Source organism: Vibrio sp. 2092 (assembly GCF_033339635.1).
In the GTDB taxonomy this organism is placed as follows: domain Bacteria; phylum Pseudomonadota; class Gammaproteobacteria; order Enterobacterales; family Vibrionaceae; genus Vibrio; species Vibrio alginolyticus.
Genome location: NZ_JAWOUY010000015.1, coordinates 111,156 through 137,332, shown reverse-complemented (window position 1 = coordinate 137,332; position 26,177 = coordinate 111,156). Strand labels below are relative to the sequence as shown.

Annotated in this window: 22 protein-coding genes; 11 read left to right on the top strand and 11 right to left on the bottom strand. The window is 43.8% G+C overall.

The genetic code is table 11. The features are described 5' to 3' along the window. Positions 1 to 28 precede the first annotated feature (28 nt). From R7P80_RS21640 to R7P80_RS21620, 5 genes are all read left to right on the top strand, one after another. Positions 29 to 382 carry a DUF1428 domain-containing protein gene (locus tag R7P80_RS21640; RefSeq protein ID WP_005377096.1) on the top strand — a complete coding sequence of 118 codons (354 nt, stop codon included), beginning with the start codon at positions 29 to 31 and terminating at the stop codon, positions 380 to 382. A gap of 129 nt (positions 383 to 511) precedes the next feature. Then, a complete protein-coding gene (locus R7P80_RS21635) occupies positions 512 to 1,138 on the top strand; it encodes a LysE family translocator (RefSeq protein ID WP_225491902.1) in 627 nt (208 codons plus the stop codon). 327 nt (positions 1,139 to 1,465) lie between these two features. Then, a complete protein-coding gene (locus tag R7P80_RS21630) occupies positions 1,466 to 2,092 on the top strand; it encodes a LysE family translocator (protein ID WP_005377098.1) in 627 nt (208 codons plus the stop codon). 169 nt (positions 2,093 to 2,261) lie between these two features. Then, on the top strand, positions 2,262 to 2,726 hold the full coding sequence (locus R7P80_RS21625) for a DUF2846 domain-containing protein (protein WP_005377099.1): 465 nt from the start codon (positions 2,262 to 2,264) through the stop codon (positions 2,724 to 2,726). 336 nt (positions 2,727 to 3,062) lie between these two features. Then, the gene (locus tag R7P80_RS21620; protein WP_021033916.1) at positions 3,063 to 4,721 is read left to right on the top strand and encodes an autotransporter assembly complex protein TamA; all 1,659 of its coding nucleotides are present in this window, start codon (positions 3,063 to 3,065) and stop codon (positions 4,719 to 4,721) included. A gap of 58 nt (positions 4,722 to 4,779) precedes the next feature. On the opposite strand, the gene R7P80_RS21615 is transcribed toward R7P80_RS21620, so the two are convergent. The 6 genes from R7P80_RS21615 to R7P80_RS21590 all read right to left on the bottom strand — a co-directional run bounded on the left by R7P80_RS21615 (position 4,780) and on the right by R7P80_RS21590 (position 12,995). Beyond that, positions 4,780 to 6,231: a phospholipase D family protein gene (locus R7P80_RS21615; RefSeq protein WP_225491903.1), complete on the bottom strand. Its 1,452-nt coding sequence runs from the start codon at positions 6,229 to 6,231 to the stop codon at positions 4,780 to 4,782. Between the two features lie 101 nt (positions 6,232 to 6,332). Next, on the bottom strand, positions 6,333 to 8,372 hold the full coding sequence (locus R7P80_RS21610; protein ID WP_005377102.1) for a carboxylesterase family protein: 2,040 nt from the start codon (positions 8,370 to 8,372) through the stop codon (positions 6,333 to 6,335). Between the two features lie 210 nt (positions 8,373 to 8,582). After that, entirely contained in the window at positions 8,583 to 10,238 is a 1,656-nt protein-coding gene (locus R7P80_RS21605; protein ID WP_005377103.1) for a hypothetical protein, read from the bottom strand. A gap of 301 nt (positions 10,239 to 10,539) precedes the next feature. Beyond that, positions 10,540 to 11,895: an FUSC family protein gene (locus R7P80_RS21600; protein WP_005377104.1), complete on the bottom strand. Its 1,356-nt coding sequence runs from the start codon at positions 11,893 to 11,895 to the stop codon at positions 10,540 to 10,542. Between the two features lie 13 nt (positions 11,896 to 11,908). Further along, on the bottom strand, positions 11,909 to 12,772 hold the full coding sequence (locus tag R7P80_RS21595) for an HlyD family secretion protein (protein ID WP_005377105.1): 864 nt from the start codon (positions 12,770 to 12,772) through the stop codon (positions 11,909 to 11,911). A 10-nt stretch (positions 12,773 to 12,782) separates the two neighbouring features. Continuing rightward, positions 12,783 to 12,995, bottom strand: a complete 213-nt coding sequence (locus R7P80_RS21590; RefSeq protein ID WP_005377106.1) for a DUF1656 domain-containing protein — start codon at positions 12,993 to 12,995, stop codon at positions 12,783 to 12,785. A 426-nt stretch (positions 12,996 to 13,421) separates the two neighbouring features. Here R7P80_RS21590 and aspT point away from each other — a divergent pair, with 426 nt between their 5' ends. The 6 genes from aspT to R7P80_RS21560 all read left to right on the top strand — a co-directional run bounded on the left by aspT (position 13,422) and on the right by R7P80_RS21560 (position 20,688). After that, positions 13,422 to 15,137: an aspartate-alanine antiporter gene (gene aspT / locus R7P80_RS21585; protein WP_005377107.1), complete on the top strand. Its 1,716-nt coding sequence runs from the start codon at positions 13,422 to 13,424 to the stop codon at positions 15,135 to 15,137. Between the two features lie 95 nt (positions 15,138 to 15,232). Beyond that, complete coding sequence (locus R7P80_RS21580) at positions 15,233 to 16,828, top strand: bifunctional aspartate transaminase/aspartate 4-decarboxylase (protein WP_225491904.1); 1,596 nt, start codon at positions 15,233 to 15,235, stop codon at positions 16,826 to 16,828. Positions 16,829 to 16,953: 125 nt separating this feature from the next. Continuing rightward, positions 16,954 to 17,811: a pyridoxal kinase PdxY gene (gene pdxY, locus R7P80_RS21575; protein ID WP_005377109.1), complete on the top strand. Its 858-nt coding sequence runs from the start codon at positions 16,954 to 16,956 to the stop codon at positions 17,809 to 17,811. 210 nt (positions 17,812 to 18,021) lie between these two features. Then, entirely contained in the window at positions 18,022 to 19,191 is a 1,170-nt protein-coding gene (locus tag R7P80_RS21570; RefSeq protein WP_005377110.1) for a patatin-like phospholipase family protein, read from the top strand. A 17-nt stretch (positions 19,192 to 19,208) separates the two neighbouring features. Further along, on the top strand, positions 19,209 to 19,637 hold the full coding sequence (locus R7P80_RS21565; RefSeq protein ID WP_005377111.1) for a hypothetical protein: 429 nt from the start codon (positions 19,209 to 19,211) through the stop codon (positions 19,635 to 19,637). A gap of 142 nt (positions 19,638 to 19,779) precedes the next feature. After that, positions 19,780 to 20,688 carry a LysR family transcriptional regulator gene (locus R7P80_RS21560; RefSeq protein ID WP_005377119.1) on the top strand — a complete coding sequence of 303 codons (909 nt, stop codon included), beginning with the start codon at positions 19,780 to 19,782 and terminating at the stop codon, positions 20,686 to 20,688. Between the two features lie 287 nt (positions 20,689 to 20,975). Here R7P80_RS21560 and R7P80_RS21555 read toward each other — a convergent pair whose 3' ends face one another. From R7P80_RS21555 to R7P80_RS21535, 5 genes are all read right to left on the bottom strand, one after another. After that, complete coding sequence (locus R7P80_RS21555; protein ID WP_005377120.1) at positions 20,976 to 22,127, bottom strand: ABC transporter permease; 1,152 nt, start codon at positions 22,125 to 22,127, stop codon at positions 20,976 to 20,978. Continuing rightward, complete coding sequence (locus R7P80_RS21550; RefSeq protein ID WP_031778953.1) at positions 22,124 to 23,290, bottom strand: ABC transporter permease; 1,167 nt, start codon at positions 23,288 to 23,290, stop codon at positions 22,124 to 22,126. Before R7P80_RS21550 ends, R7P80_RS21555 begins: the two co-directional genes overlap by 4 nt. A gap of 22 nt (positions 23,291 to 23,312) precedes the next feature. Further along, positions 23,313 to 24,293, bottom strand: coding sequence for an HlyD family secretion protein (locus R7P80_RS21545; protein WP_005377122.1), 981 nt, complete (start codon positions 24,291 to 24,293; stop codon positions 23,313 to 23,315). Between the two features lie 3 nt (positions 24,294 to 24,296). Next, a complete protein-coding gene (locus tag R7P80_RS21540; protein ID WP_053306992.1) occupies positions 24,297 to 25,712 on the bottom strand; it encodes a TolC family protein in 1,416 nt (471 codons plus the stop codon). 130 nt (positions 25,713 to 25,842) lie between these two features. Further along, entirely contained in the window at positions 25,843 to 26,070 is a 228-nt protein-coding gene (locus tag R7P80_RS21535; RefSeq protein WP_005377125.1) for a hypothetical protein, read from the bottom strand. Positions 26,071 to 26,177: the final 107 nt, after the last annotated feature.

Here is a 26,177-nt window from a genome sequence, read left to right as displayed (position 1 = left end):
TTATAACTCCAATGAAAGGAGTTTACTTATGTCATACATTGATGGGTTTGTCGCTGCAGTACCGACAGCGAATAAAGAAAAGTATATCGCACACGCAAAAATAGCAGCAGAAATGTTCAGGGAGTTTGGGGCCTTAAAGGTTGTTGAGACGTGGGGGAGTGAAGTACCAGATGGTGAGATCACATCATTTCCCATGGCAGTTAACGCTGAAAGCAACGAAACCGTTGTGTTTTCGTGGGTAGTCTGGCCTTCAAAAGAAGTTCGGGACTCAGGGTGGCAGCGGATCATGGCTGATCCTCGAATGAGTCCAGACAATAACCCAATGCCCTTTGATGGAAAGCGTCTCATTTATGGCGGATTTGATGTTATTTTGGAGCAGTAAAATACCAAAGAATCTCAACTCGATTCGTAACACTTGGTGTTTTAATCAGTATTACGCTTCTGATGTACGTTCAATAGAGTATTCCGCGATAAGTGTTGATAAAACTCCATTTGGAGGCTTAGAGTAAAAATGGAAGAGATAAATTATTCACTGATTGTCGTATCAGCTATCGCTGCCATCGCTAGCCCCGGACCTGCAACTCTTGCGATAGCAGGCACGTCAATGAACCACGGTCGACGCTTTGGAGGGTATTTGGCTGCAGGTGTTTTAACGGGGTCTTTATTTTGGTCAACCTCAGCCGCTTTTGGTCTCGCAACCATACTCTATAGCAATGTTTGGCTTTTTGAAATTCTTAGATATTGTGGGGCATTTTATCTTTTATATTTGGCTTTAAAGTCCGTACATTCTGCCTGCAACATCGAGCAGCTAAAGTTACCCAAAACATACGTAACGACAAAGAAGGGTAACTACTTAACCGGAGTGTTAATTCACTTAACTAACCCAAAGGCTATTCTGTTTTTCGGTGCGCTTTATTCGATAGGGGTTCCTCCTACGGCCAGTCCGTTGGAATTGTTGTCGGTCATTTTTGTTGTAGGGCTGGTTAGTGCTTTGGTTTTCTTTGGCTATGCTTTTCTTTTCGCGTATAAAAAGGTCAGGCAAACCTATCTCAGATCCAAAGCAGTTTTTGAAGGCGTGTTCGCGTTATTTTTTGGTGTAGCAAGTATTAAGTTGCTGCTTAGTGAGGCAGCAAAATGAAGCACAAAAGGCTTGAAGAAATAAGAATAGATAATCTATCTGATTTGACGGTCTATTAAGTATACTAAGTAGCCGATTTGTTAACTTCCATAAGAGCTGCTGGCTAGAAAAAGCTTACAACCAAATGATGCTAAATATTATCATTCAAAGGGCTAACAAAGGCCCATAATTTAATTCGTATCACTGTTCATGATTGTGCTCTTCGCGCAGTGCTGTAGTATTAGTAACGTGTTGTTAATACGAAATATAACCAATTGAAACCTGGACGTTGCATTACTTGTAGTTCGATGAAATGTTATCCCGCAAGACGTTAATTTGGAGAAAAGAATGGATTCAAACTCACTATTATTATTTGTTGTCGCTTGTCTCGCTATCAATATGATTCCTGGACCTGATGTAATTTATATTGTTTCCAATACAATGAAAGGTAAATTATCTGCTGGGCTGAAAGCGGCTCTGGGGCTTGGTGTTGGTTACTTTTTTCATACACTAGCGGCATGTTTAGGTTTGTCAGCAATAATTCTGAGTTCATCTTTGGCTTTTAGCGTTGTTAAATGGTTAGGGGCCGCTTACCTAGTTTATTTAGGTGTTCAGTCATTACTGTCTATGTGGCGTGGAGAAAGTAAAATCGTTGAAAACAAAAATGTTGATAATAATAAAAATGTGTTTGTTCAGGGGGTTATCGTCAGCGTCTTGAATCCAAAAGTAGCGCTATTCTTCCTATCATTTCTGCCTCAATTTATTGATACGTCTGCAAGCTCAACATCAATGCAATTATTAGTACTTGGCTTGCTGTTCAGCGTACTTGCGACGACATGTAACGTTTTGTACGCCTCTGTGGGTAATTGGGTATTTAGTCGTCCACACTCTCAGCGTTATTCAAGAACTCTTGAAGGTGTTTCAGGTATTCTACTTATCAGTCTAGCGAGTAAAGTGGCATTTAGTGATCGTTAGATACAGGGCATTTTATTCTCGTGATTATTATATGGCTAATGTTTGCTCAATCTATACGCTAAATGAGTGCTATTGCATAGGTTGAATCACAAATTTCAAAAATACCAATAAGTGAACGTATTTATTTATAGTATGGTTGGCGCGATTTTATCGTAGCTAGGTTAATAACATGAAAAATAAAGTAATTCTGTGTTCCGCATTCCTTTTGGGTTTGTCAGGTTGTGCTTCTGTTCCTACTGTTGATTCGACAGTATCAAATCAAATGAAATCATTTGAAGCACCTCAAAAGGGGAACGCAGGGATTTACATTTACCGAGAAGATGCTTTTGTCGGAGCAGCGCTTAAAAAGTATGTTTACGTCGATGGGGAATGTATTGGTGAAACCGCTCCTGGTGTATTCTTCTACCATGAGGTCGAAGGCAATAAAGAACATCAAGTAAGTACAGAGTCTGAGTTTTCTGAAAATCACTTAACTATCTTAACGGAAGAGGGCCGTAATTATTTCGTTAATCAATACATTAAAATGGGTGTATTTGTTGGTGGTGCGGGCGTAGAACTCGTAGACGAAAGCAAAGGTAAAGCAGAAGTACTAAAAGTCGACATGGCAGAAAAAGGAAACTGTTCTTCGATCTAGTTTTACAAACAGACCGCTTTTTAGATTAAAAAACACATTATCAATGTAACCCAACGCTTGATGAGATCCATTCAGCGTTGGGTTTTGTATTTTTGGCAAACAGTATACCTATTTTAGACCGCATGATTTGCCACCTCCTAGCTTGAGCCAATTTATCGTTCAAAGTATCTACTTGTGAAACGTGAATTTTCGAGAGTATTTCGTAGGGAGCAATCCTACAAACGCGATTAACTGATATGCCATTCCATCATTAACCTTGTCGAGTGTATTGCTAAACTAGGTAGCGGTGTGTCTCCTCTCATTAAACAAATAATAGGTATATCGGTTTTAGCTTCTATGCCTTTACATCATGCATTCGGAGCGCAATTTAAAATCAAAGGGCTAACACCAATATTAGAGAAAAATCTTGAAAGTCACCTTACACCACTAACGAAACTCTCTGTTTCAAACATTACCTCAAATCGACTAACGCAGATGGTTAATAATGCGTTAAACCCTTATGGTTACTACCATTCCGAGCTCAATGTTCAGAGATCAGAGAATGATTTCATCACGCTTGAGGTTGACGCTGGGGAGGTGATGTTGGTCAAAAAATCTAATATTGCTGTGTCGGGAGAGGCCAGTAACGATCAGGATTTCATCGAACTAATCAATCAAGCTCAACTTAAACAAGGGCAGCCGTTGCTTCATTCTGAGTACGATACGCTAAAGCGAAACTTGATCTCATTGGCTCAGCAAAAAGGTTATTTAGATGGACGTTTTATCGAATCGTCTTTGGAAGTCATTCCAAGTTTGAATGAAGCCCATGTGAACCTGCATTTCTCTAGTGGTTCTCGTTACCAATTTGGAGAGCTGTCTGTTCTTACGTCGGGTATCGAAACGGCTCGAATAGAAGCGATGAGAACATTTGAGCGGGGCGACGATTTTGATACTTTGAAATTGAGTCAATATCAGGCCGACCTATCCAGTACTGATTGGTTTCGCAGTGTGATTGTGAAAGCGGATTTCGAGGAGATATCCGATGGCCATAAGGTGCCGATAGAAGTGCTCGCAGAGCCGAATTCACGCAATATTGTGCAAGTCGGTGGTGGGTATTCGACAGACTTGGGATTACGCGCTTCGCTAAACTGGACCAAGCCATGGTATAACGCAAGTGGGCACAGTTTTGAGGCACAAGCGTACGCTTCCAAACCGGAACAATCGCTATTACTAGGTTATAAGATACCCACCAAAAATGTTCTAACTGATTACTACGGGATTCAGTTTGAATCTAAGCATGTCGACTATCGGGACACATCGAGTTTTTCTAATGATTTATCGTTTGAAAAGCACTGGCAGTTAGACGGTGATTGGCAAAGCACCATGCACGTTCGTTATTTGCAAGAAAGTTATCAACAAGCGTCGGAGAATAACGAATCACAGTTGTTATTACCGGGGGTGACATTTTCACTGCTTGATCGCAAGAACGATCAATTAGAAGTAAAGCACCGTCACGTCTACTCACTGGAATATTCGGATCCCAATTTTTTCTCCGATTCTCGTTTGCTGCGTATTGAGGGCAACAGTGTTCTGTCATGGGATATTAGTGAAAAACACAAGTTTCACTTTCGTTCCAATGTTGGCATTAATGTCGCTGACACTTTGAGCGATATTCCATCATCATTACGCTTCTTTGCGGGAGGTGATGGCAATCTTCGTGGTTATGGTTATGAGTCTATCTCTCCGAGAGATGAAAATGGCGATTTAACGGGTGCTCGTTACATGTTTACTGCTGGGCTGGAATATCAATATCAGGTCTACCGCCAACTGTGGCTTGGGGCATTTTATGATATTGGTGATGCCTTCAACGATAGGGTGGATTGGAAAAGCGGTACAGGGCTGAGTTTGATATGGAACTCAAAATACGTGCCTGTCAAAGTGGACTTTGCTTATGGTTTAGATACTCCGCAAGGAGACCAATTCCGCGTTCACTTCTCACTAGGCACGCAGTTTTAGCGGGCATTAAAAAGGCTCTCATCCTTGCAGATAGAGAGCCTTTTTAAGTCTTGATTGTTTAGAGTTCGAACTCACCATTCAGTTTCTTGAATATCCAGTTAGGCGCCTTATGCCATCCACCATAGTTTGGATTCTTAGTATGGATCTCATTCATTGATTGCCACTGAGTTTGGCCTTGTCCATCTCGAGACACTCGCCAAAAAAGTTCATCTTGTTGTCGAGTTAAGTAGTGCATGACATGTTCTGCAAAGGCTTCGCTTTGGACCAACACACCAAATTCCACATTGAGGAAATCCGATCTTGGGTCGAAGTTTGATGAGCCGATATAAGTAAGCCGATCATCGAGTATCACCGTCTTGTTGTGATAATAAGTATCCGCATGGAAGTAATGGTCATCATTTTTCGCTTGGTTTTTGTACTCAAGTAGATGAACGCCCTTATCCAACAAGGTTTGGCGGTGCTCCTCGTAATAAGCCGGAATAAAGCCAGAGTCATTAGATGCAGACGAGTTCGTCATTAACGTGATGTCCGCTTTTTGCTCCATCAAGGTATCAATAAAGGCAAATTCACCATCGCTTGGTACCACATAAGGCGTTGATATCACTGCTTTGGATGCAGAGGTTATTTGTTGCCAAACTTGGTGTTCTGCCCGTTTTCTAAAGTAGGGTTTGTTGTTTTTTAACTTGTCTAATGAGTCGAAAACGGGGGTGACTTGCGCAGTGATGAAGTTGGGATTGGTCAGGTGTTTAACTTGTTTTTCAACTTCAGCCAGAATGATGCTTTTGTCTTTCTCACCTTTATTAAGCGCTTTAGTAAACGTGGAATAGTTTGGGGTAACGTTAACGATGTTTTCTATTGGCGTGACATGCTCGCTGTCCCAAAGTTGTTGGTAGTTCTGGTCGAACGCTCGAATAATGTTGCCTTTGAACAAGACATCCATATCAAAGAAGTTGGCTTTGCGGCTGTAACCAAAATAGTCGTCGCCAATGTTACGTCCACCTAGAATCATCCATTGATGGTCGACGTTGAAGTACTTCTCGTGCAGACGATTGTCCAAACGTTGTTGGTGAGTAGAGAAGTTGACGGCGCGACCAATCCAACCTGACTTACGTGAATCAAACGGATTGAATAAACGGATTTGAATGTTGTCGTGAGCGCTGAGATCAGCAAGCCATTTCTCGTTAAAAATCAATAAATCATCGAGAGTGAGTCGAACTTGCACGCCTCGATCTGCTGCTTGTTTGAGTTCATTGAGTAGCATCAAACCAAGCGTGTCACTCTCCCAAGAAAAGTAAGTCACATCGATGCTTTGCTGAGCGTTTCTTACCAGTTCAACACGACGAGCAAAGGCTTCTGGAGCGGTAGGAATTAAGTAAACTTCGGCTTGATGCTGAGTAGTTTGCCAATTGGCTTCAAAATCCGGTTCAACTTGAGGGTAGGGCTGGGCACAGCCAACCAACAGCGCGCCGAAGATAAAGAGTAGCAGAGCACGAATGGCGTTAGGAAACATGAGTAAACCTTCCTAATTATGTTCAAGGAATAAGGATGAAAAAAGCCAGCGAACTGGCTTTTAGGTATTCGGTAACGAGTTTTTAGTGACTGAAGATAACGTTACATGTGACTCAGAATCAGCCCAAGTTCCTCGAGACCATTGAGGCGACCTTGGCGCAGTTTTGGATCGATGCCTGAGTGATGAGCATTGTCCCAGTCTTGCGTGGATTGAATACCGCCATCGTTATCGATCAGCAGTACTCGATCAGTCGCGCTGTTGTATTGGAAGTCTTCAAATAAACGTTCGCTAAACCACATACGAGAGAGCTCGTTCATCATTGCTTTGTCTTTGCTACCTGGACGAACACTTGAACCATCAAGCTTTAATGCTTTATTAAACACAAATGGTAATTCCGATGCATTGCAAGCGCCGACAATACAACTGATGCTTTTGAGTAAATCGCCAACGTCGAGATCGCCATTTTCACCTTTGGTATTGTAAGTCCATACGTTGAATCCAGGTTTGTAGTCAAAGTAGTAGAAGCTTGGCGTTGCCCCTGTTGCTTCTTCAGTTGAAACTTTATGACGGTTTGGACCCGTGAAGAGCAAATCATGCAACGTGGTTTTGAATTGCTGCATGTTTTTGGTCGCACCATTTAGTTCGCTTTCATCGTTGGGGAAGAAGTCAGCCAGAGCAAGTAACTCCGTTGTTGAATCGGAGTTCCCCAAACCGAAGAACAACTTAGTCATCGTCTCATAAGCGGTGCTAGGCAGCAGTTCCAATAAGTCAGAAAGATCGAGTTCAATCGAAGCTGAATCGTTGAGTAATGAACGATATTCGGTGCGTAAACGGTTTAAGTTCGTTTCCGATTCTAGCCACTCCACCATGTATTCGACGATTAAGTTTTCGTCACCACTTTCAATGATTTCTGGCGCTTCTTGGCTCAAGATTTCAATAATAGTTGGGATCAAAAATGTCAGGCTCGGCAGCATGCCTAGAGTATTGCTTTCTGCACTGTTTGAGCCAATTACCGTCGGTACGATCCATTCACTCTCAATCGCTTGTTCAGTAAAGTGATAGCCTGGAACTTCTTTCACTAGAAACGCTGGTGGGCGATGCTCGATGTAAGGCGCAAATGGCATCAACGTAGCTAATGGGCTGTTGTCGCGTGTTGGACTGATAACCGGAATATTCGCAGCGGTCAGTACCCAGTTTTTGAGACGCTGAATAGGATCAAGCATCTCGCTCTGTACCTTCATAACCTCTTCAAGTGGTAGTAACGTCAGATCTTCAACGCTTTGCTCTGGTCTTTGGCTCTTGGCAACATCGTAACTTTTATATTCAAAGCCGTAAGCGTTGCTTTGCATGATGGCACGTTGAAAGTGCTCACCTGCGATTGCAGCATCGCCTTTTGATTGCTGTAAAATTCCTACCGACATGGCACCCGCACCTTGACCCATGAGTGTCACATTCTGCGGATTGCCGCCGAATGCCTCTATGTTTTGTTGAACCCATTCAAGCGCGTGTTTTTGATCACCTAGGCCAAAGTTACCGCCCTCAGGGTTGTCCAAACCATCGACCCAAACACTGCCCAGCAAGCCCAAACGATAGTTAAAAGTAACAGCAATAAACGGGTTACCATCGTCAGCACCTTGTGCAACCACCATATCACCATGAATCAGCGGTTCTGAGCCCGCGCCGTATTCAAAGTCTCCACCGTGAATAAAGACATAAACTGGCAAATCTGCGTACGCTTCTGTCCCGGCTGGTCGCCAAATGTTTAGATTCAAACAATCTTCTGACTGCGTTTGTGTGGTGGTTTTTAACTGCGGACACGCATCACCGAACTGAGTCGCATCAATATCGCCTTCAAGTGGGGCCACAATGCTGTGTTGAAAGCGGTCTGCTTGCGCAAATTGGATACCTTTGAACGCCTCTACCGCTGCCAGTTTTTCATCCGCATCAAGGGGTGTGATGACAAGGGACTCTTTAGTGGCTTGAATGGTCGCATCACCAATTTCCAAAGAGATTTGCTCTGGCGGTAACGGTTGTAATGGCTCCGGATCGTAAGGAACGCTAGGTTTACTTGAATCATCACCACAAGCCGCTAAGGCAAGAGTGATGGTAATGGCTAAAGTTGAGCGATTGAGTAAAGTCATTGTTATGTCCAAAAAGTCATTTGGTGCGTACACCGAAAATGTTAAACGGCATCTAACAAGCGACGTCCTGACGCTTTGGCATTAATCCGTGAATGGTTGGATGGCTTGTTGAATTGATGGCTCAAATGGTAGGACATCGGCGACAGTTTCAGTAATCGCCTTTGTAGGATGCAGTCCTACCATCGTATAGGGGCAGGCTCTTCCTGAGAGCTAGAAACGGTAACCAAGATTTAAGGTCACTGACTCTCGAGTTTCCCCTTTGTTATAGAGAAAGGTCAGGTTGTAGTTTTTGCCGATTTGCTTATTGAAACCAGTCAAAAACGCCCATTGATTAAGATCTACACCAATGTCGTAATCGAATTCGATATCACCGCTTTTTACATGCCCGTCCATTCGAGCGTCCAGTCCTTGATATTCTGCTCCGACAAAGAACTGCGTGCGATAATCGACAAGTTGATAACCCAACATCGGCTGTACAGTAACAATACCATCGCCCCAATCATCTAAGCCCTTTAAGCGAGTTTGCGAATAGGTACCAGTGACAGAAGCAAAGAATTCTTTATAGCCAACCGAAAGGGTTGTACCTATACCACGAAGGTCATATTCCAAATGCAGCGGCACGTCTAGGCGTCCGCGACTACAAAGTGCAGATAAACCATCGCAAAACTTATCACCTAATCCTGGCAGTTTATCGTTCAGCTTATCTTTTATGTACTGGCCACCTTCACCCGTGTAGGCGGCATCAACATTGGCATCGACATTAACTTTTCCGATGTAACCAAATACATTCCAAAATGGCAGGATGTTTACATCGCCACGAAGCGTCATGCTCTCAGCACTCACGATGCCGACACTGTCTTCGGGATCAAATAGTTCATTAAGGCCGATGCCTTCAATCGTGAAATCATTAAATGGAATATTCATATCTTGATTTCGATACGCTAGCGATACACCAAACGGCAGAGGCAAATCGATACCTTGACGACGAACCATATCACCCATTAAAGGAAAAACGCGGTCTAGCTTAACACTGGCTTCTTGCATGCGTGGATCAGAGACCTCATTCAAGCGTTTTTCGTCTAGTACTTGCACGCCAAGCTTATCTTCATAAATCGCTACCGGTTTTACGCTGCTCATCATTTCGAGGGGGTTATTTTTCTTTGAACCAACTATCTTGGTGTTTTTACTGGCAATCGCAATTTTGCCTGATGTTAACTTCTGGAAGAGGATCTCTTGATCGTAAGAATCCACTTGGTAGTTGTGATGTGTGAACGGTTTATCGTTGGTAATGACCATACGTTTCGGTTCACCATTAACCAACTCAATATCAACGCTTAAAAAGCGGAAGTAGGCGATATCTTGAGGAAGACCGTATTTTGAGTAATTAAAACTGATGATCACATTACCGTTCTGATCCTCTTTGGCTCTTACTGATGACGGATCAAAACTCTCTGCGTAGTTTCGAAGGCGGTATTCTGTTCGTGTGAAAGCTTCGATCTCATCAAGTACTTTTTCATTTTCATCGAGTTGTTCAGGGTTGTACTTGATACGCAGATCAATGTTGCCTTTGTTATCGGTGTTCTTAACCAAGTAGACGGACGAATCGCGAACGCTATCACCGATTTTAACACTTCGGTGGGCATGCTCTACCAAATGCTCGCCTTGAACTAGAGAGCTGATGGCCAGTTTTGGTAAATCATGACTGATACCGTATTTGTCGAACAGCGCTCGGCCTTGCTCGATTACTTCGTTGTAGGTCGTCGTCTCTTCAGCGGCGAAGCCAAAAGTGGGGGTAGTAAGCATTAGTGCGCTCGCGAGCACAGTAAGAGAAGACGTCTTGCCGGCGCGTAATTCAAAAAAACTCATGACAGTTTCCACTCTGAATAGTCTCAAACCTTCGAGACTCAGACAGTTAATGTGTCACTGAACTTCTTGTTCAGTTAGATAGATATGTTTGCTGTGATTGACGTTGTGAATGCATGGTTTTCGATTGCATTTCGTGAATCAATGAGAGGATTTTATGAGGTGAAGAGAAATCCCGTTAATCGCTTTTGATGGATACTATCCTCGCTTTATGGGTGAGGCAGGAATAGGGTAGTGAACAAAGCAACAAGCCCCGCAGAGCAAAAGCAATGCGGGGCTTTAGTTTCAAGAACGGAGGTGACGCTTAGACCGTAACGCGAACACGAAACAGATCAGTAAACAACTTGGCAATCATCAAAATGATCATAATGTTTACCAGCATCAGCAAGGGCGTTTCAATTCGATATGCTGGGGTTAAATTGAGCGCTCCTGATGTCAAGACAACCAATAAGTTAATACCTAGAATTCTGTGTACCATCAGCTTTGGTGTGGAAAATATCTTCCAAATTACGATGATGTTGATGAAGTAGAATAGCCCAAGCTGCCAAAGCTCGGTCATCATTGGCATTAGGAAAATGTATTGCAATAGAATCACCGTGCCAGTGCCTATCACACCAAAAAATGCATCTTTAATAATGCTTGGTGGCATAGTAGGAACGATTGAAGAGAACACGCCAGCTAGCATCGGAAAAATGAAACCTCCGGGTACGGGCAGATAAATCCAGATCAACAAAGAAGTGACGAACATGGATACACCTTGCAATACCTTTCTGCCGTCTTCATTCAAATGCTGGATAAACGTTCGATGCTCGTGATGCCAAACTGTGTTTTTCTCTCTTTGCATGACACAAGCAACGTGACCAATGAGCGAAGTACTTGGATTTCTAATATCAAAGCTTTGAAGTTGCTGCGTTAGCGTTGGCCAATCGATCTCACGACTTTGCGATTTATCTGCTTGTTCTAGCAATCGGTCTTGGATTTGTGCCATCTCATTTAAACGCGCACGCCATAGCTGACGATGTTCTTTCAAGTGGTAGCTGCCAGTAAGTGGTAAGCCGACCAGTTGGAACAACTTTTCTATGTTGGCGCTGTTGGTCTCAAGAGCTTCAATATCTATATCATTGGGCGATTTCATAGCGTTAAGCATCGCCTCTCTGCTGGTCTCAAAACGTTGAATGAAGTTTTGTTCTGTACTGACTGGCCAGACTAATCGGTACACAACAGAAAACGTGATCACACCAAGAATCGTCTCTTGCATGCGAAGAACAGCGAAGTGGAACGTTGCTTGACTATCAAATCCTCCCATACATGCGATGATGGAGCACACAGCAAAACCGATAGAGAACACATAACCATACTTTTCGTCGCTCGACATAAAAATGCACGCACCTAAAAACAAGGTGAAGAAGGTGAGAAACAAAAAGCGATCTTGAGAAAACGTCGTGATGAGGAAAAAGGCATAACCGATGCCAAGGAGGGTTCCTAATAAGCGATTATGACCTTTGTTTATTGAGTGAGCGAAGCTTTCATTTAATGCCATTACCGCGACTGCGATCGCTGCCCAATACGGTTTCTCCCATTGAAACCATAAGGCAAGGCAGATCGCGATAACGATAGACAGCGCAGCTTTGATTGCTTCTTTGGTTGAGGCATTAAACATACATTCCACCGCATTATTGTTTGATGATTTTGATAGAGGCCGTCATACCAACACGTAGTTGAAAATCTTTCGGTAAGTGATCTAATTTAACTTTAATTGGAATGCGTTGAGCTAAGCGTATCCACTGAAAGTTAGGGTTCACATTGGGCAAAAGATCGTTACCAGTACTACCATCTTGCTTCGCAATGCCGTAGCCAATGCTTTTGATTTTGCCTTCCAGCACAGCTTCATTGTGCATCATTAAGGTCACGTAGGCTTTATCTTGTGGATCAACGCCAACTAAATCCGTTTCTTTGAAATATCCTTCGATCCAAAAGCTGTCTTCATCAATCAAAGCCACGACTGGGGAGTTAGCGACGACTTGAGAGCCGACGCGTAAGTTCAAATTAGTGATATAACCATTCGTTGGCGCATAAACTTTTGTGTAATCAAGGTTTAGCTTGGCTTCTTCAACATTGGCTTTCGCGAGTTCTACGTTGGCAACGGCTGTCTCCACCGCATTGTCTAGGTTATTCAATGTCAGTACAGGTACAGCGCCAGGTGTGCGCTTTTCTAACTTAAGTGCTCGCTGCTCTTCATTTTTGGCCTTTGCTAGTAATGCAATGGCTTGCTTTTGAGCTGCTAGCGCTTTGTGGTACGCCGCTTTATAGATGCTTGGGTCAATCTCAAACAGCAAATCGCCTTGTTTCACTTGCGAATTGTCTTCGACGTAGACTTGGATGATTTGTCCTGTTACGCGGGGGGTTATAGAAACGATGTGCGCGCTAACTTGGCCATCTCTAGTCCAAGGGTTGTCAGAGTATGATTGGTAGTAGCTGAAAATCACGGTGCCAGCGGAACACAGTAATAGCAGTGTGATGAGATAACGTTTTATCACGGAATTTGCCTCAAAATATGGTAATGAATCGACCAATAACGCCAGTAAAAATCACAATTAGGCTTAGCTCAGCGAGCGCAGGAAATGCAACGTATTTGTGGAGTCCCAGTTTTGTTGCAACGGTTCCAACCAAAATGGTGAGCATGTAAGCCAATGCAATAACCAGCAACAAGGGAGGGAAGTAAACTTCGCCCCACACAAGTTCATGTGGCATTGAGTTCATGGTGTTTTTCTCTATTAACTTGATGAATGTAAAGATAAGGCAAGTGATGGCATCCGTGATAATCGCTTTTGTAGGATCTAATCCATCAAGAGAAAGGTGTTATGCGCTATATAGAGGGAATAGCGCAACAAAGTAGCTTTTTGGACAGTGAAAATAAAAATAAATTTATTTTCCAATTTATTTGATGTTCATTTCAGACCACTAAGTTATTAAATTTTCGACAATTATTGTTCAATGTTTGCGTTTGAATATGCGAAGTGATGGTTTCATCCTTCAAATGGGATTACGAGTTGTGAGGTTTTGTTTCTAATATTCGCTTCGAAGCAAACGAGATGCTTTTTAAATTAAATAATCCAACAAATATGAGTGACAGATTATTCGTTAGATTATTTGAGGTTTATATTTATTAGTAAGAGTAAAATTGTCATGGAAATTATTTCTAACCTTTTTGACATGGCACCATTTGTTGCTCTCTTTATTACGCTCTCTCTCGGTTATATGGTAGGTAAAATTACCATTGGTCGATTTGTTCTTGGCGGTGTTGCGGGAACATTATTAATGGGTGTAATTATTGGGCAATTTGGTGTTCATATTGATCCCGGCGTAAAAAGCATTTTCTTTGCGCTCTTTATTTACGCAGTAGGGTATCAAGGTGGTGCGCAGTTCTTTAAAGCATTGAACTTTAGAACCATCAACATTCTACTTTCTGCTGTAGTGATGACGGTTTCTGGCCTGCTTTGTGTACTAGCAGCAGCTTGGATGTTTGATCTAGACAGAGGTACGGCAGCAGGCCTTGCAGCTGGTGGTTTGACTCAATCGGCAATCATCGGTACAGCGGGTGATGCGATCGCACGTCTTGGTGGTGTGACAGAAGAAGCGAAGCACCTAATGCAGACCAACGTCGCAGTAGGCTACGCGGTTACGTACATCTTTGGTTCGCTTGGTCCAATTCTGATGGTGACATGGGTATTCCCAACACTGATGAAGTGGGATATCCGAGCAGAAGCGATTGCGCTAGAAGAGAAAAATTCAAATGGTAAGCGTGATTTAGCGCCGGGTGAGTTCAACGCTATCACAGCGCTAGTTACACGAGCATTTAAAGTGAGCAAAGATGGTGGGCTAGCAGGCAAAACCTTAGCTCAGTTAAACCAACACGCTCTAGCTGCTTGTATTGAATTGATTCAACGTGATGGCAAAGTGCTAGAAGTGGACAAATTCACAGCACTGAAAGAAGGGGATGTCATTGTTGTAACTGGTCGTCGTAATGCGGTACATAAGCTGCAAGATGGTTTGGCTGACAACGAGATTGCACTTCCAGAAGGCTATGAAGTTATTGAAGAAAACCGTCAACTGATCGCAGACAACCGCAAACTGATTGGTAAGTCGCTGCAAGAGATTAAAGAGGCTTCGAACCAAGGCTCTATGCGCGGTATTTATGTGACAGACTATATTCGTGAAGGCAACTCAATTGAAATGACGCCGGATCTTGTGGTGAAGAAAAACGACGTCATCCAGCTTACAGGTACCGCAAAAGATATCAATCGCGTTGAGAAAAACATTGGTCAGCGAATGGGCTCAGCAAACGTGACTGACTTAATCGTGCTTGGTATGGGCATGGTGGTGGGCCTATTAATTGGTCTAATCAGTTTTAAGATTGCTGGTATTCCCGTCACTATCGGTTCTGGTGCAGGTTGTTTGATCTCAGGTTTGATCGTCGGTTGGTTGCGTAGCCGCAATCCGCATGTTGCTCAGTTTCCTGTGGGTGCCGCGAACTTTATTCGAGATTTCGGTTTGGCAGCATTTGTAGGCATTGTTGGCCTTGAGGCTGGGCCTCAAGCGGTCGACACCATCAAAGAACACGGTATGTCTCTGTTGTTCCTTGGCATGGGTGTAACGATTATCCCTCAGATTATTTCGTTCTTCTTCTCATATTTTGTATTGAAGATTAAGAACCCGGTTGAAGCACTTGGCTGTGTGACAGGTGGACGAAGTGCGAACCCAGCATTCGCGGCTTTAATGGAAAAAACAGGTAACGCAACGCCAGTATTCTCATTCACTGTGACTTATGCAGTCGCCAATGTCCTGCTTACCCTATGGGGTCCAATTATTGTCGGCATTATTACTTTAAACGCAGGCATGTAATTTAAATAAATTCGAACACGCTTATCGCCTAATTAAATAGGCGGTAGGGGAAGTATTATCCAAATTTTACTAAATAATAGATTCAGGTAAATATTATGACTACGCAAAACACAACAATTGATTTTTCAAAATTTGCAGATTTAAGCCCATTTGAATTAAAAGATAAACTAATTGAAGTGGCACAAACTGTTCCTGACCGCGCGTTATTAGATGCAGGTCGTGGTAATCCTAATTTTCTTGCGACACTACCACGTAAAGCGTTCATTCGTTTGGGTGAGTTCGCAATATTGGAAGCCGAGCGCACTTATTCATACCTAGATGGTGGTTTCGGTGGCATTCCAGATGGTGTGGGCATTGTTGAACGCTTCGATACGTTTGCAAGCAAGAATAAACAAGACCAAGGCGTACAGTTCTTGGAAAAGTCGCTGAGCTACGCAAAAGACCGTTTGGGTCTAGAGAAACAAGCATTCTTGAATGAACTGGTTAACGCATACCTTGCATGTAACTACCCAGTGCCACAACGTATGTTGACGAACATCGAAACCGTTGTGAAGCAATACATTGCAGAAGAGATGTACGGCCCAATGCCAATGACAACAGACTTCGATCTGTTTGCAACGGAAGGCGGTACGGCGTCTATGACGTACACCTTCCAAACTATGTTCAACAACGGTCTATTGAAGAAAGGTGACAAGGTTGCGCTAATCACTCCAATCTTTACGCCTTACCTAGAGATTCCAGAACTGAGTGAATACGAACTGGAAATCGTTGAACTACGTCTGGATGAGACAACATGGCAACTGCCGATGTCTGAAATCGAAAAGCTTGCAGATACAGGCATCAAACTGCTTTGTGTTGTTAACCCGGCAAACCCAGCGTCTGTGAAGTTCTCGGATGAGACTCTGGATAACCTATCAAATTTTGTGAACAACGAACGTAGCGACCTGTTCATTGTGACTGACGATGTATACGGCACATTTGCGGACGACTTTGTCTCACTGTTTGCAAAACTGCCATACAACACGCTTTGTGTGTATTCGTTCTCTAAGTACTTCGGTGCAACAGGCTGGCGTTTAGGCTCGATTGCGATTCAACACAACAACGTGTTTGACGATGCAATGCGTAGCCTTCCTGAAGTGCGTCAACTTGAGTTGGACGATCGTTACAAAACGCTGACTCCGGAACCTCGTGAGATCAAGTTTATTGACCGTATCGTTGCCGACAGCCGTAGCGTAGCGCTTAACCACACAGCAGGTTTGTCGCTTCCTCAACAAGTTCAAATGGCGCTGTTCTCATTGAATTGTCTGATGGACTCAGAGAAAAACTACAAAGAAGCATGTAAACGCATCATTCGCGAGCGTTACAAAACTCTGTACAAAAACATGGGTGTAGAAATTGAAGAAAACAAAGATCGTGTGGACTACTACACACTGCTTGAGCTCGACACTCTGGGCGGCAAATTGTACGGACCAGCATTCGTTGAATGGTTCAAAGCGAGCGAGAAGGGCAAAGACTTCCTGTTCCGCCTTGCACATGAAACCGGCGTTATCCTACTTCCAGGCCAAGGCTTCGATGTAGTGCATGCATCAGTTCGAGTTTCGCTAGCAAACCTTACTCACCACGAATACGAGCTTATCGGTCGTGCAACACGCAAAGTGTTGGATGAGTACTTTGCTGAATTCAAAGGCTAATGAATCCAGCCTGATTAAGAATAAGCCTCGGCGTTGTCGAGGCTATTCCGACCAAATAAGCACAGTGCGCGGCATTGTGTTTATTTAGTCGCCAAGCTAACAAACTTCCCTATTAAGAGTGACTTATGAAAAGCATTATTTCTATTCAATCTCATGTGGTTTATGGCCACGCCGGAAACAGTTCTGCAGTCTTCCCAATGCAGAGAATGGGCCTCGAAGTATGGCCAATTCACACGGTTCAGTTTTCAAATCACACTCAGTACCAGCAAGGTTGGACTGGACAGAAGTTTGGGGCAGATGAAATTCATTCTCTAATGAGAGGCTTAGATAACATTGAGAAGTTAGGCGAATGTGGCGCGATACTGTCCGGTTATCAAGGCAGCGCAGAGCAATGTCGAGCGGTGGCCGAAGCGGTAAGTTTAGTCAAATCGCGTAACCACAGCGCGCTTTATGTGTGTGACCCAGTTATGGGTGATCCAGACAAAGGTTGCATTGTGGCAGACGGTGTCAAAGAAGCGATAAGCCATAGCTTGTTGCCCATCGCTGATGTGATTGTTCCTAACCAGTTTGAACTGAGCGAGTTAACAGGTGTGAAAATTGACTCTCTTTATGATGCGGTCACTGCATGTAAAAAAGCCCTAGAGCTGGGACCGAAAATGGTATTGGTGAAACACCTGCATGCACTAACAGATGACGCCTTCAGTATGATTTTAGCCACGCCGAAAGCAAGCTATTTGGCCCAACGCCCTAGTGTTGAATTTGCTATGCAGCCAGTCGGTGTCGGTGATTTGATTTCTGCGATTTTTACTTCTTGTTTGGTGAAGAAGATGTCTCCTGTCGCAGCCTTTCGTCATACACATAACGCCGTTTACGGTGTATTGGAGATCACCAAAGGCTATGGCACATGGGAGCTACAGACGATCAATGCCCAATACGAATTTGTCGAACCGACGCATGAGTTCAACGTCGTGAAAATTGCTTAGCGCAGTACCTAATTAACGGAGAAGCGTAAAGTTAGCATATAGAAACTTGGCATAATTGCTTTGATGGATAGCATCCTACAATCGCGATTATGGGGTTTAGCCGTGCCTAGCTATAGTAACTCCACACAACGAAACGGACTTCATTTTGACCCAATTAACTTCAAACTGAGTCTCTGGTCATACGCCAGAGAACATTAAATGAGACTGATTATGAATCGTTTAATTTCCTCTGGTGTGACGGTTGCACTTTCGCTGTTGATGGTAGCTTGTAGTTCACCTCATACGCTGGATGTTCGTGTTTCTCAAAGCAACTATAAAGATGTCGAGATCGCGAGTTCGACACCAAATGAGCCACTTCGAATGTGGGCCAATGAAGCGCCGGATTTTCTCTACTCAGCGCACAATCAAACCACACCGATCAAAGTAGAGGGTGACCAGCTCAATATTTTGGCCTTATCGGGTGGTGGCGTAAACGGCGCATACGGGGCCGGCGTTTTGATGGGGCTACAGGAAAAGGGGGAGCTAAAAGATTATGCCATCATTACTGGAGTCAGTGCTGGTGCCCTAATCGCTCCTTTTGTTTTCATTGGCGGTGATGCGATGCCAAAGATGAAAGAAGTCATGCTCAACATCAATGATAAGAATATTTTGGGTAAGAAGAACTTCTTAAATACCCTGTTTAAGGACGCGTTTACCGATGGTGAGAACCTCTATGATTTCATCGCAGACGCTTACCCTGAGCCCATGATCGAGGCGATGGCGCAGCAACACCGCAATGGTAAACGCCTCTTTATTGGCAGTACCCATTTTGATTCAGGCGAACTGGTGATTTGGAATATTGGTGCGATTGCGAACAGTGATTTAGCGGACAAATCTGAACTGATTTACAAGGTGCTTGCTGCGAGCGCATCGATCCCTGGTGTTTTCCCTCCACAATTTATCGATGTTGAACATGATGGAGAAACTCTTGAGGAGTTACACGTAGATGGTGGTCTCGCAGCGCAGGTGTTCTTTAATCCGTCTAACTTCAACTATCAACAAATCTCAGATGCTTTGGGGTTAGAAAAAGCGCCTCAGTTGGATGTGATTCGCAATGGTGCGTTAAAAGCGCCGTATCGTCCACTAAAAGACAAAGGTTTGGACTTGGTATCGAAAAGTGTCTCAAACCTTACGCTAGCGCAAACTCGTGGTGATCTCTATCGAATGAAATACATCAGTGAAATCAACGATATCGAGATGCAGTTTACCTACATTGATCAAGATTTTAGATACGCCAAAGTAACGAAAGATATGTTCGATCACCGCTACTTGCTGACGATTTACGAATATGGATTCAAAAAAGCCACCCAAGGGCAACTTTGGGTAACTGAACTCCCTTAATACAGGAAAACGATACAATGAAAAAAGCCGTTCTTACACTCATGATGCTTACCGCTTCCGCGACTGCATTCGCCCAAAGTGGAGCCCATCTTGACCAGCAAAAAGTGGATAGTGATATGCAGCAACTGTCTGCAATCAAAGAAGAAGGTGCAGCCTTTATCATGATTGACGAGAACTCGAGTTACGTGGCGGTCGAGTTCGTGGGAAAGTGGGAAGAGATCAACAACTATGTGTCACACAAAGAAGCGAAAAAACGTAAATTGGAAAAAGTTAACAAGCAGTTCGTGTACTCTCAGGTCGGTGAAACGTTGGAGTCACTTGAGCAAAAAGTCGTTGACCACATTTACGCTGATCAACCTAAATATTTCAGTGTCGATGTCTACCGTGATTACTATGGTGACTCAGGAGAATTCAACTATTTAGCTCGTGTCGTTGAGTACAACTAAGTGAGAGAAAACCTACTGAAGCTAGTAGGTTTTTTTGTGTCGTCGAGAAGGAATTCAAACGCAGATTGTTTCCGTTACCAAGTAGCAATTCTACGATCTTGTGGTAATTTAATTAGATAACTCTAAAAAGTAAGCACAACCTATGAATTTTAGTTTTGAACAACTTCTCGCGTTCGTAACCGTTTATGAACAGCTTTCGTTTAGTAAGGCGGCGGTCAAACTCAATAAGCACCGAACCACAATAGGGCAGGTGATTACCAATCTTGAAGATCAACTGGCGGTCAACCTGTTTGAGCGAGTGGGGCGCTCGGTAGAACCGACAGAAGATGGTCATCTTCTTTACCACTATGCTAAGCAAACCATCGAACAAGCACGTACTTTCGATAAAGTCGCATTAAGTCTGGCTTACGGTGGGTTAGAGAATGTTAGTATCGCCTATTCAAGCGCTATACCACACCGTTTTCTCGTATTGCTTCGTATTCAATTAGCGGCAGATTTTCCGATGATGCGAGTTAACTTTCTTGTTCGTAATCGCAACGAAATTAAAGAGGGTTTACAGAATGGTGAGTATCAATTCGGTATTGTCAATGTGCATGATAGTCGAGCAATACATAGTCTGGATGCGACGTTTTTAGGTCATTTTGAATTTGTTCCTTTCGTCCAGAAAGGTGGTGAACTCGCTTCTATGGCACCAGATCGAGTATTGACAGCCTTGAGGAATAGTAAACAATTTGTACTGCGGTCTCTTATTGAAGAAGGAATGGGCGAAAAAGTCATCGTAAGTTCGAACCATGAAGAGGTCGACCAATTGGCCCTTGTAGTGAAAATGGTTGAAGCAGGTTTAGGATGGGCGATTCTCCCCAGAACGTTTGCCCATTCGGAGTTTTCTAATAATCATATAGAGCCAGTGGAAGCTTCTGAATTATTGGAAGGTTTTAAGTTTGGTTTTGGCCTATGGTGCCAACCCTCTAAGCAAGTCGGTGATGTAAAAAATTCAATCATGAAGGTCGTTACAGAATACCGAGAGAAAATAATCCGTGATATGACTTAGCGGCGACATGTATCCTGCTCATCCCTATCAACAACAAGACTCAATGTGAGTCTTGTTTTTTTGTGTCTGAAAAACGTTATCGTTCTAGCGAAGAGCTAATGTCTATTGGAAGGATATAACCCTCTATATGAGAGTATGGAGTCCATAGTTTTTGGCTTAATCTAACCTCGCTCAATGGGTAAGCCCAGAGCAAAAAGTGTTTTTACCATATGTCCGCTGCAAGGACGCAGATTTTCAGCCGGGTTTAGTTACCCGGCTTTTTTTATAGTAATAAAAAATGTCAGCTGTCACCCCAAGCTCTCTGTTACAACTGGCTTGTTACTTCGCTTAGCAATCCAGTACGCAACGCTACCCCAAAGCACGGTGAGTGCCCAAAGCGCCGTCCAATGTGGAGCGACTTGTTGCCAGGTTGCCCCCATTTGGTTTAGCGCTAAGAAAGCTTTTATCGCCCAAGTGCTTGGGCTTAAATCAGCAATCCATAATAAGGGAGTAGGTATGGCTTCAATTGGCCAAATAAAACCAGCCAAGAAAATGAGCGGCATAGAGCTCACTAAGACGACTAAGGTGACAAGTTCACGCCGAGGTAATAAGTAACCTAGCCAGAAGCCTAGTCCGCAACAACCTAAAAAGAACGGGAACAACATAGCCAGCAATTCGCCCGCATTGGCGATATGGTTTACGTTTAAACGTTCGAAGCTAAAACCAAAATAATAGGCGCCGAGTAAATAATAAATTGCCACAAATACTAACGTTCTCACAAGCAGCAGCGATCCCGTTGATACTTGTGACCAATAGCCACGACCATGACGCTGTGTTCCCGTTTGTAATCCAACCGCCATGATCAACGTTTGTTGTAAAATCAGAACAAATACTGCCGGCACTACGTATTCGATGTAACCCATGGTTGGGTTGAACGTTGGTTTCATATTAAGCTTAATAGCAGAGTAATTATGGCTAGCCATACTCATGGGCACACCATCTATCACCATTTTACTGACTTTCACTTGGGCCCCTAATGTGCCTCCAGCTTGGGCCAATCCTTCTACCACGGTTCCGTACACGAGAAAATACGAGGCGTCCGCAGCGTAGACCAGAGTCGGGCTTTTACCTAGCATTAGGTCTTTGTAAAAGTGTTCTGGTATGACTAAAAAACCGGTGATCTCTCGTTGTAAAAATGCTTGCTTTGCATCGGCAATCGTATGAAGTCGAGTGACTACGTTGACTTGCGGAGTGGCATCAACCATACGTTCTAGCTTTAAACTCGTCTGACTACCATCTAGATTAACAATCGCGATTGGTTGTTCACGAGGCGTTTGTTGTGCATAAGGCAAAGGGTATAAAAACGAGTAAAATACGACACCACCAAACACGGTCAACGTAACGACTGGATTGGTTAGAACGGCCTTAAGTTCCGCTTTAATCAGTTGCCACAATGTCATACCGCCTCCTTCGCTTGGCGTGTTGATGAAGCTGTTCGATGTTTACCCATCAAGGCTGCGGTAATGAGCAGGGGCACAACGTAACCAATCATAGGCCATAGCGAGCTTAAAGATTGTGCGGCCGATGCTCCATAGCTTGCTTGACTCACTTGTACTTCAATGTAATGGGTAATCGGCAATAATGAACGCCATGCATAAGCGAGCGTGTTCATGTCAGAAACTGGGAATGTAATTCCCATGAACGCGAAGCTTGGAGCCGTAAATGCGCCAGCAAAACTCATCGCACGTGCAGGATCCATCGACAAGAAGAAGAACAACGCTCCCATAATGATACAGGCGATAACCGTCGCCAATTGTGCTAATAGCATAACCACAAAACTGCCTTCCATTGGCCAATCAAGCACGGAATAAAACCAGTACAAGAACAACGCACCTTGCGCCATAAAGACCGGAATGTACTGACTTAATAGGGTAGTGAGCCTGGCGTATGGCTTTTCGCCCAAAAATGCAAAGCTATTCTTTCCACCATAAATGCGAAAGTGCGCGGCAAGAATCAAAATAGTGCTTACTACAATACATATTTGCCAAATGGCTGGCACGATAGCCGTTACCAAAAATTGTGCGTAGTTATTGTTACGGTTAAATAATGCGGTTATTTGTGTCGACACGGGTACAGCCTGTCCAGCCGCTGCTAACGTTGTGGTGTTACCCTTAGCCAAGTTGCCCATTACTTCAACCTGAGCGTCGAAATAGCCTTGTGCTTGCGCAACGGCAGAGTTGATCAGTTTCGCTACCAAAATGTACTGACTGTTGTAAAAGACAGAAAGTTGAGGTTGGCGGTGCTGGAGAATATCTTGGTCGAACTTAGATGGGATGACCGCGTAAGCGTAGATATCGCCTTCAATCATCGCATTTTTTGCTTCGCTTGCACTGGCGTAATGATAGTTAACAGCCAGACTCGACGACGCATCCAAAGATTGAATGAGCTTTCGAGAAAGTTGGGAATGTTGTAGATCAACCACACCGATTGGCAGATCCCGGGCAATGCCCGCAGAGAACACTCCCCAAATCATCAGCGCGAGCAAAATCGGTATCCAAGTAAGGCACGAAAGCAACCACTTGTCTCGTCGTAAGATATGCCGCTGTGAAATCTTAATCGTCATAGCATTAACCTAGTGGTTGTGATTAAAGTTCAACGACAACACTCATTCCCATACGCAGTTCAGGTTCGGGTTGAGCTGGACGAGCTTCTACTTCAAAGGTACGAAGATCAAAACCTTGAGAAGCATCGGTTGCTCTCCACGTTGCAAAGTCACCCATAACGGCAACATGCGTTACTTTGAACTCAACATTTTTGTTTAAGGCAGGCAAATAGGCATCAAAGGTTGCTCCTTTTTTAAAGTGTTGAAGGTAATCTTCACGCACATTAAGTGTCGCCCAGGCATCTTCTGTATCTATCACAGTAACAACCGGGAAGCCCTGAGGTGCTAATTCACCACTTTGAAGTAGAACTTGAGAGACTTCGCCGTCAAACCAGCTGTAGATCTGAGTATCTTTCGCGTACGCTTCTACTTCGGCTACGGCACCTGATGCCATGCGCGCTTTTTCCGCCGCAGCCACTTTGGTTTCACTTCTAGCGCCTTCTTTTGCCATTTCGTACATTTGAAACGCGGCACTTTCTGTGTATTTCGCTGCTTGCCACTGAGTTAAAGCTTCATCGCGTTTTTGTTCTGCAACCACGCCATCGTTATAAAGGTTATTCACACGATTGTAGGTTTTTTCCATTAAATTCGCAGCGGCTTTGGCTTTCATCCACTGATCTTTTGCTGCTTGGATTTGTTGCTCACGTGCGCCTTTCTCAGCTTCTTGAGCTAAGGCGTCCGCCGCTTTTTCACCTGCTTTTGCTTGTTCTAACTTCGCTTCAATTTCAGGACTATGAAGGGTAAAAATAAGCTGACCTTTCTCTACATCGTCGCCTTTACGTACCATGACCTCATCAATACGCCCTGGGACTTTTGAGGAAATGCTGTATTGCTGGGCTTCAATTAATCCCTGTAAGCGGATCGGTTCCGGTTGATAGGCTTGGTAAAATTGATACCCAACCCAAGAGGCAACACCCAAAGCACAAAGTGAGAGTAAAACGGGTTTTAGTGATTTAGCTGCCATGATTTATTTCACCTCTTTGGATGTTGAAGCAGGGATATAAGCGGTATTTTGATATTGTTCGAAGCTGTTCATTTCACTGCTCAATGCGAGTAGCTTGGTTAAAGATATTAAATAGCGGAAACGCGCCGCTGAACGTTGTGTTTCTATACTCGCGACATAAAGTTGTGCATCCACAACATCCAGAGAAGACGACAGACCCTGAGTAAATGCTTTTTCACGCAAGCGCAGGTTTTCGTTAGCGAGTTCAATGCTAGATGCGAGCCCTTGTACTTCATCAATGGCTTGCTGAGCCTCCAAGTATGTCTTTTGGACTAACAGCGATAAGTCTTGTTTGGCTTGGGACTTTAATGAGTCGACCTGCGAGACGACGCTTTGAGCGGCTTTGACTTTTTCGCTTCGCCCTGATGATTCAATCAGTGGAATGCTGACACCAACACCAACTAACCAGTCAGGCTTCATTTGGCTTGCGAGAGAATCGTCTTCATACAAGCTGTAGTCGCCGTAAAGATAAACTTCAGGGTAGTATTTCCCTTTTTCTGCTTTGATTAAGCTAGAGGCTTGTTTGTGTTTAGCGCTCAGAAGTTCTAACCCCGGATAGGTAAGCAGCGTTTGATCGACAAAAGCGCTAAGAGGGGGAAGACTGTCGTTGATAAACAAAGATTCAGCGGGCTCTACGGCATCATCTTGCGCGAGTAATTTACCTAATGCAGCCTGAGCGATACTCAAATCGCTGGCTGCTTTACGTGTTTCTACAGATGCTTTATCTAAAGAAGCCTCGGCTTGCAGGCGCTCAACGTGCGCGATTTGTCCTTGCTCTTCAAGCTTAATGGCAAAATCTCGATGCTTTTTTAGCCCAGCTTCAACCGCTTGCCGCGTTGCGAGTACTTCCTTTGCCAGTACGACAGAAAAGTAGTACTTCGATAAATCTTCAAAACGCGCTTGTTGTTCCATTAAAAGCTGACTTTTCGCCTCATCCGTTTTGCCTTCTGCTGCTGATTGAGCCGCAGAAATTCTACCACCAGTAAAAATTGGCCAAATGGCACGAATAGACGAAGAGAAAATATCGCGCTCGGTTATGGTCGAAGTGGTATTAGCTAAGGCACCAAAAATAGGCTGAAAAGCAGGAGGTACGTTAATGTGTGCTCCTGTGCTGTCTAGAATCTGTTTTCCCGAAAGCGTGATATCGGTATCTAAACGCGTGTAATTCGCGCCAATGGTAACTTGAGGTAAGTTGAGATTGCTGGTGGCACTCTCTTGGTATTGGTAGTTCTCGACGTTTGAGCGTTGAGCTTTAAGAGAATAGTTGTTTTCTAGCAATAGCTGCCATGCGGTATCAAAAGTGATCGGTGCCGCATGACAGGCAAGGGAAATCGAGCTGCTAAGTAAGCCCAGTATCCAAAACTTTCCTGTTTTTTTCATAATGGCTGCTTTGTCGTAGAGTATTAGCTCTAATATAAAGGATTCGTAACTGCGTGTTAAGTAGGAGGGAAAATTGGGCAGTAGTATGCGCCCAGTTATATTTGTGCTGGGCGCGGGAGATGTTACAAATTTATTTCGTATATGGACAGTGAAACTCCGCTCTCCACTCGAGCTGACGAGAACCTCGCATCGTATTCAATAGATCTTTTCCACTCATTTGAGGGAACGATAACAGGACTTTGAGATCAGAAGTACCGCCTCCGTTTTTTTCATAAGCCCTGACGTGTGTAAATGTTGAATACATATTCTCTGACAGCATCGCCTTATTCAGGCATATTCCAAAGGTATCGCGTTCCATGTTTGGTGTTCCTTCTAACTATAAATGCACCTCTGTTTATAGTTTTCCAGTTTTCAGATGGTGTCTAAGTGTTTGTCATGTAGTCAGTATTTGTGTTTTGTTTTATT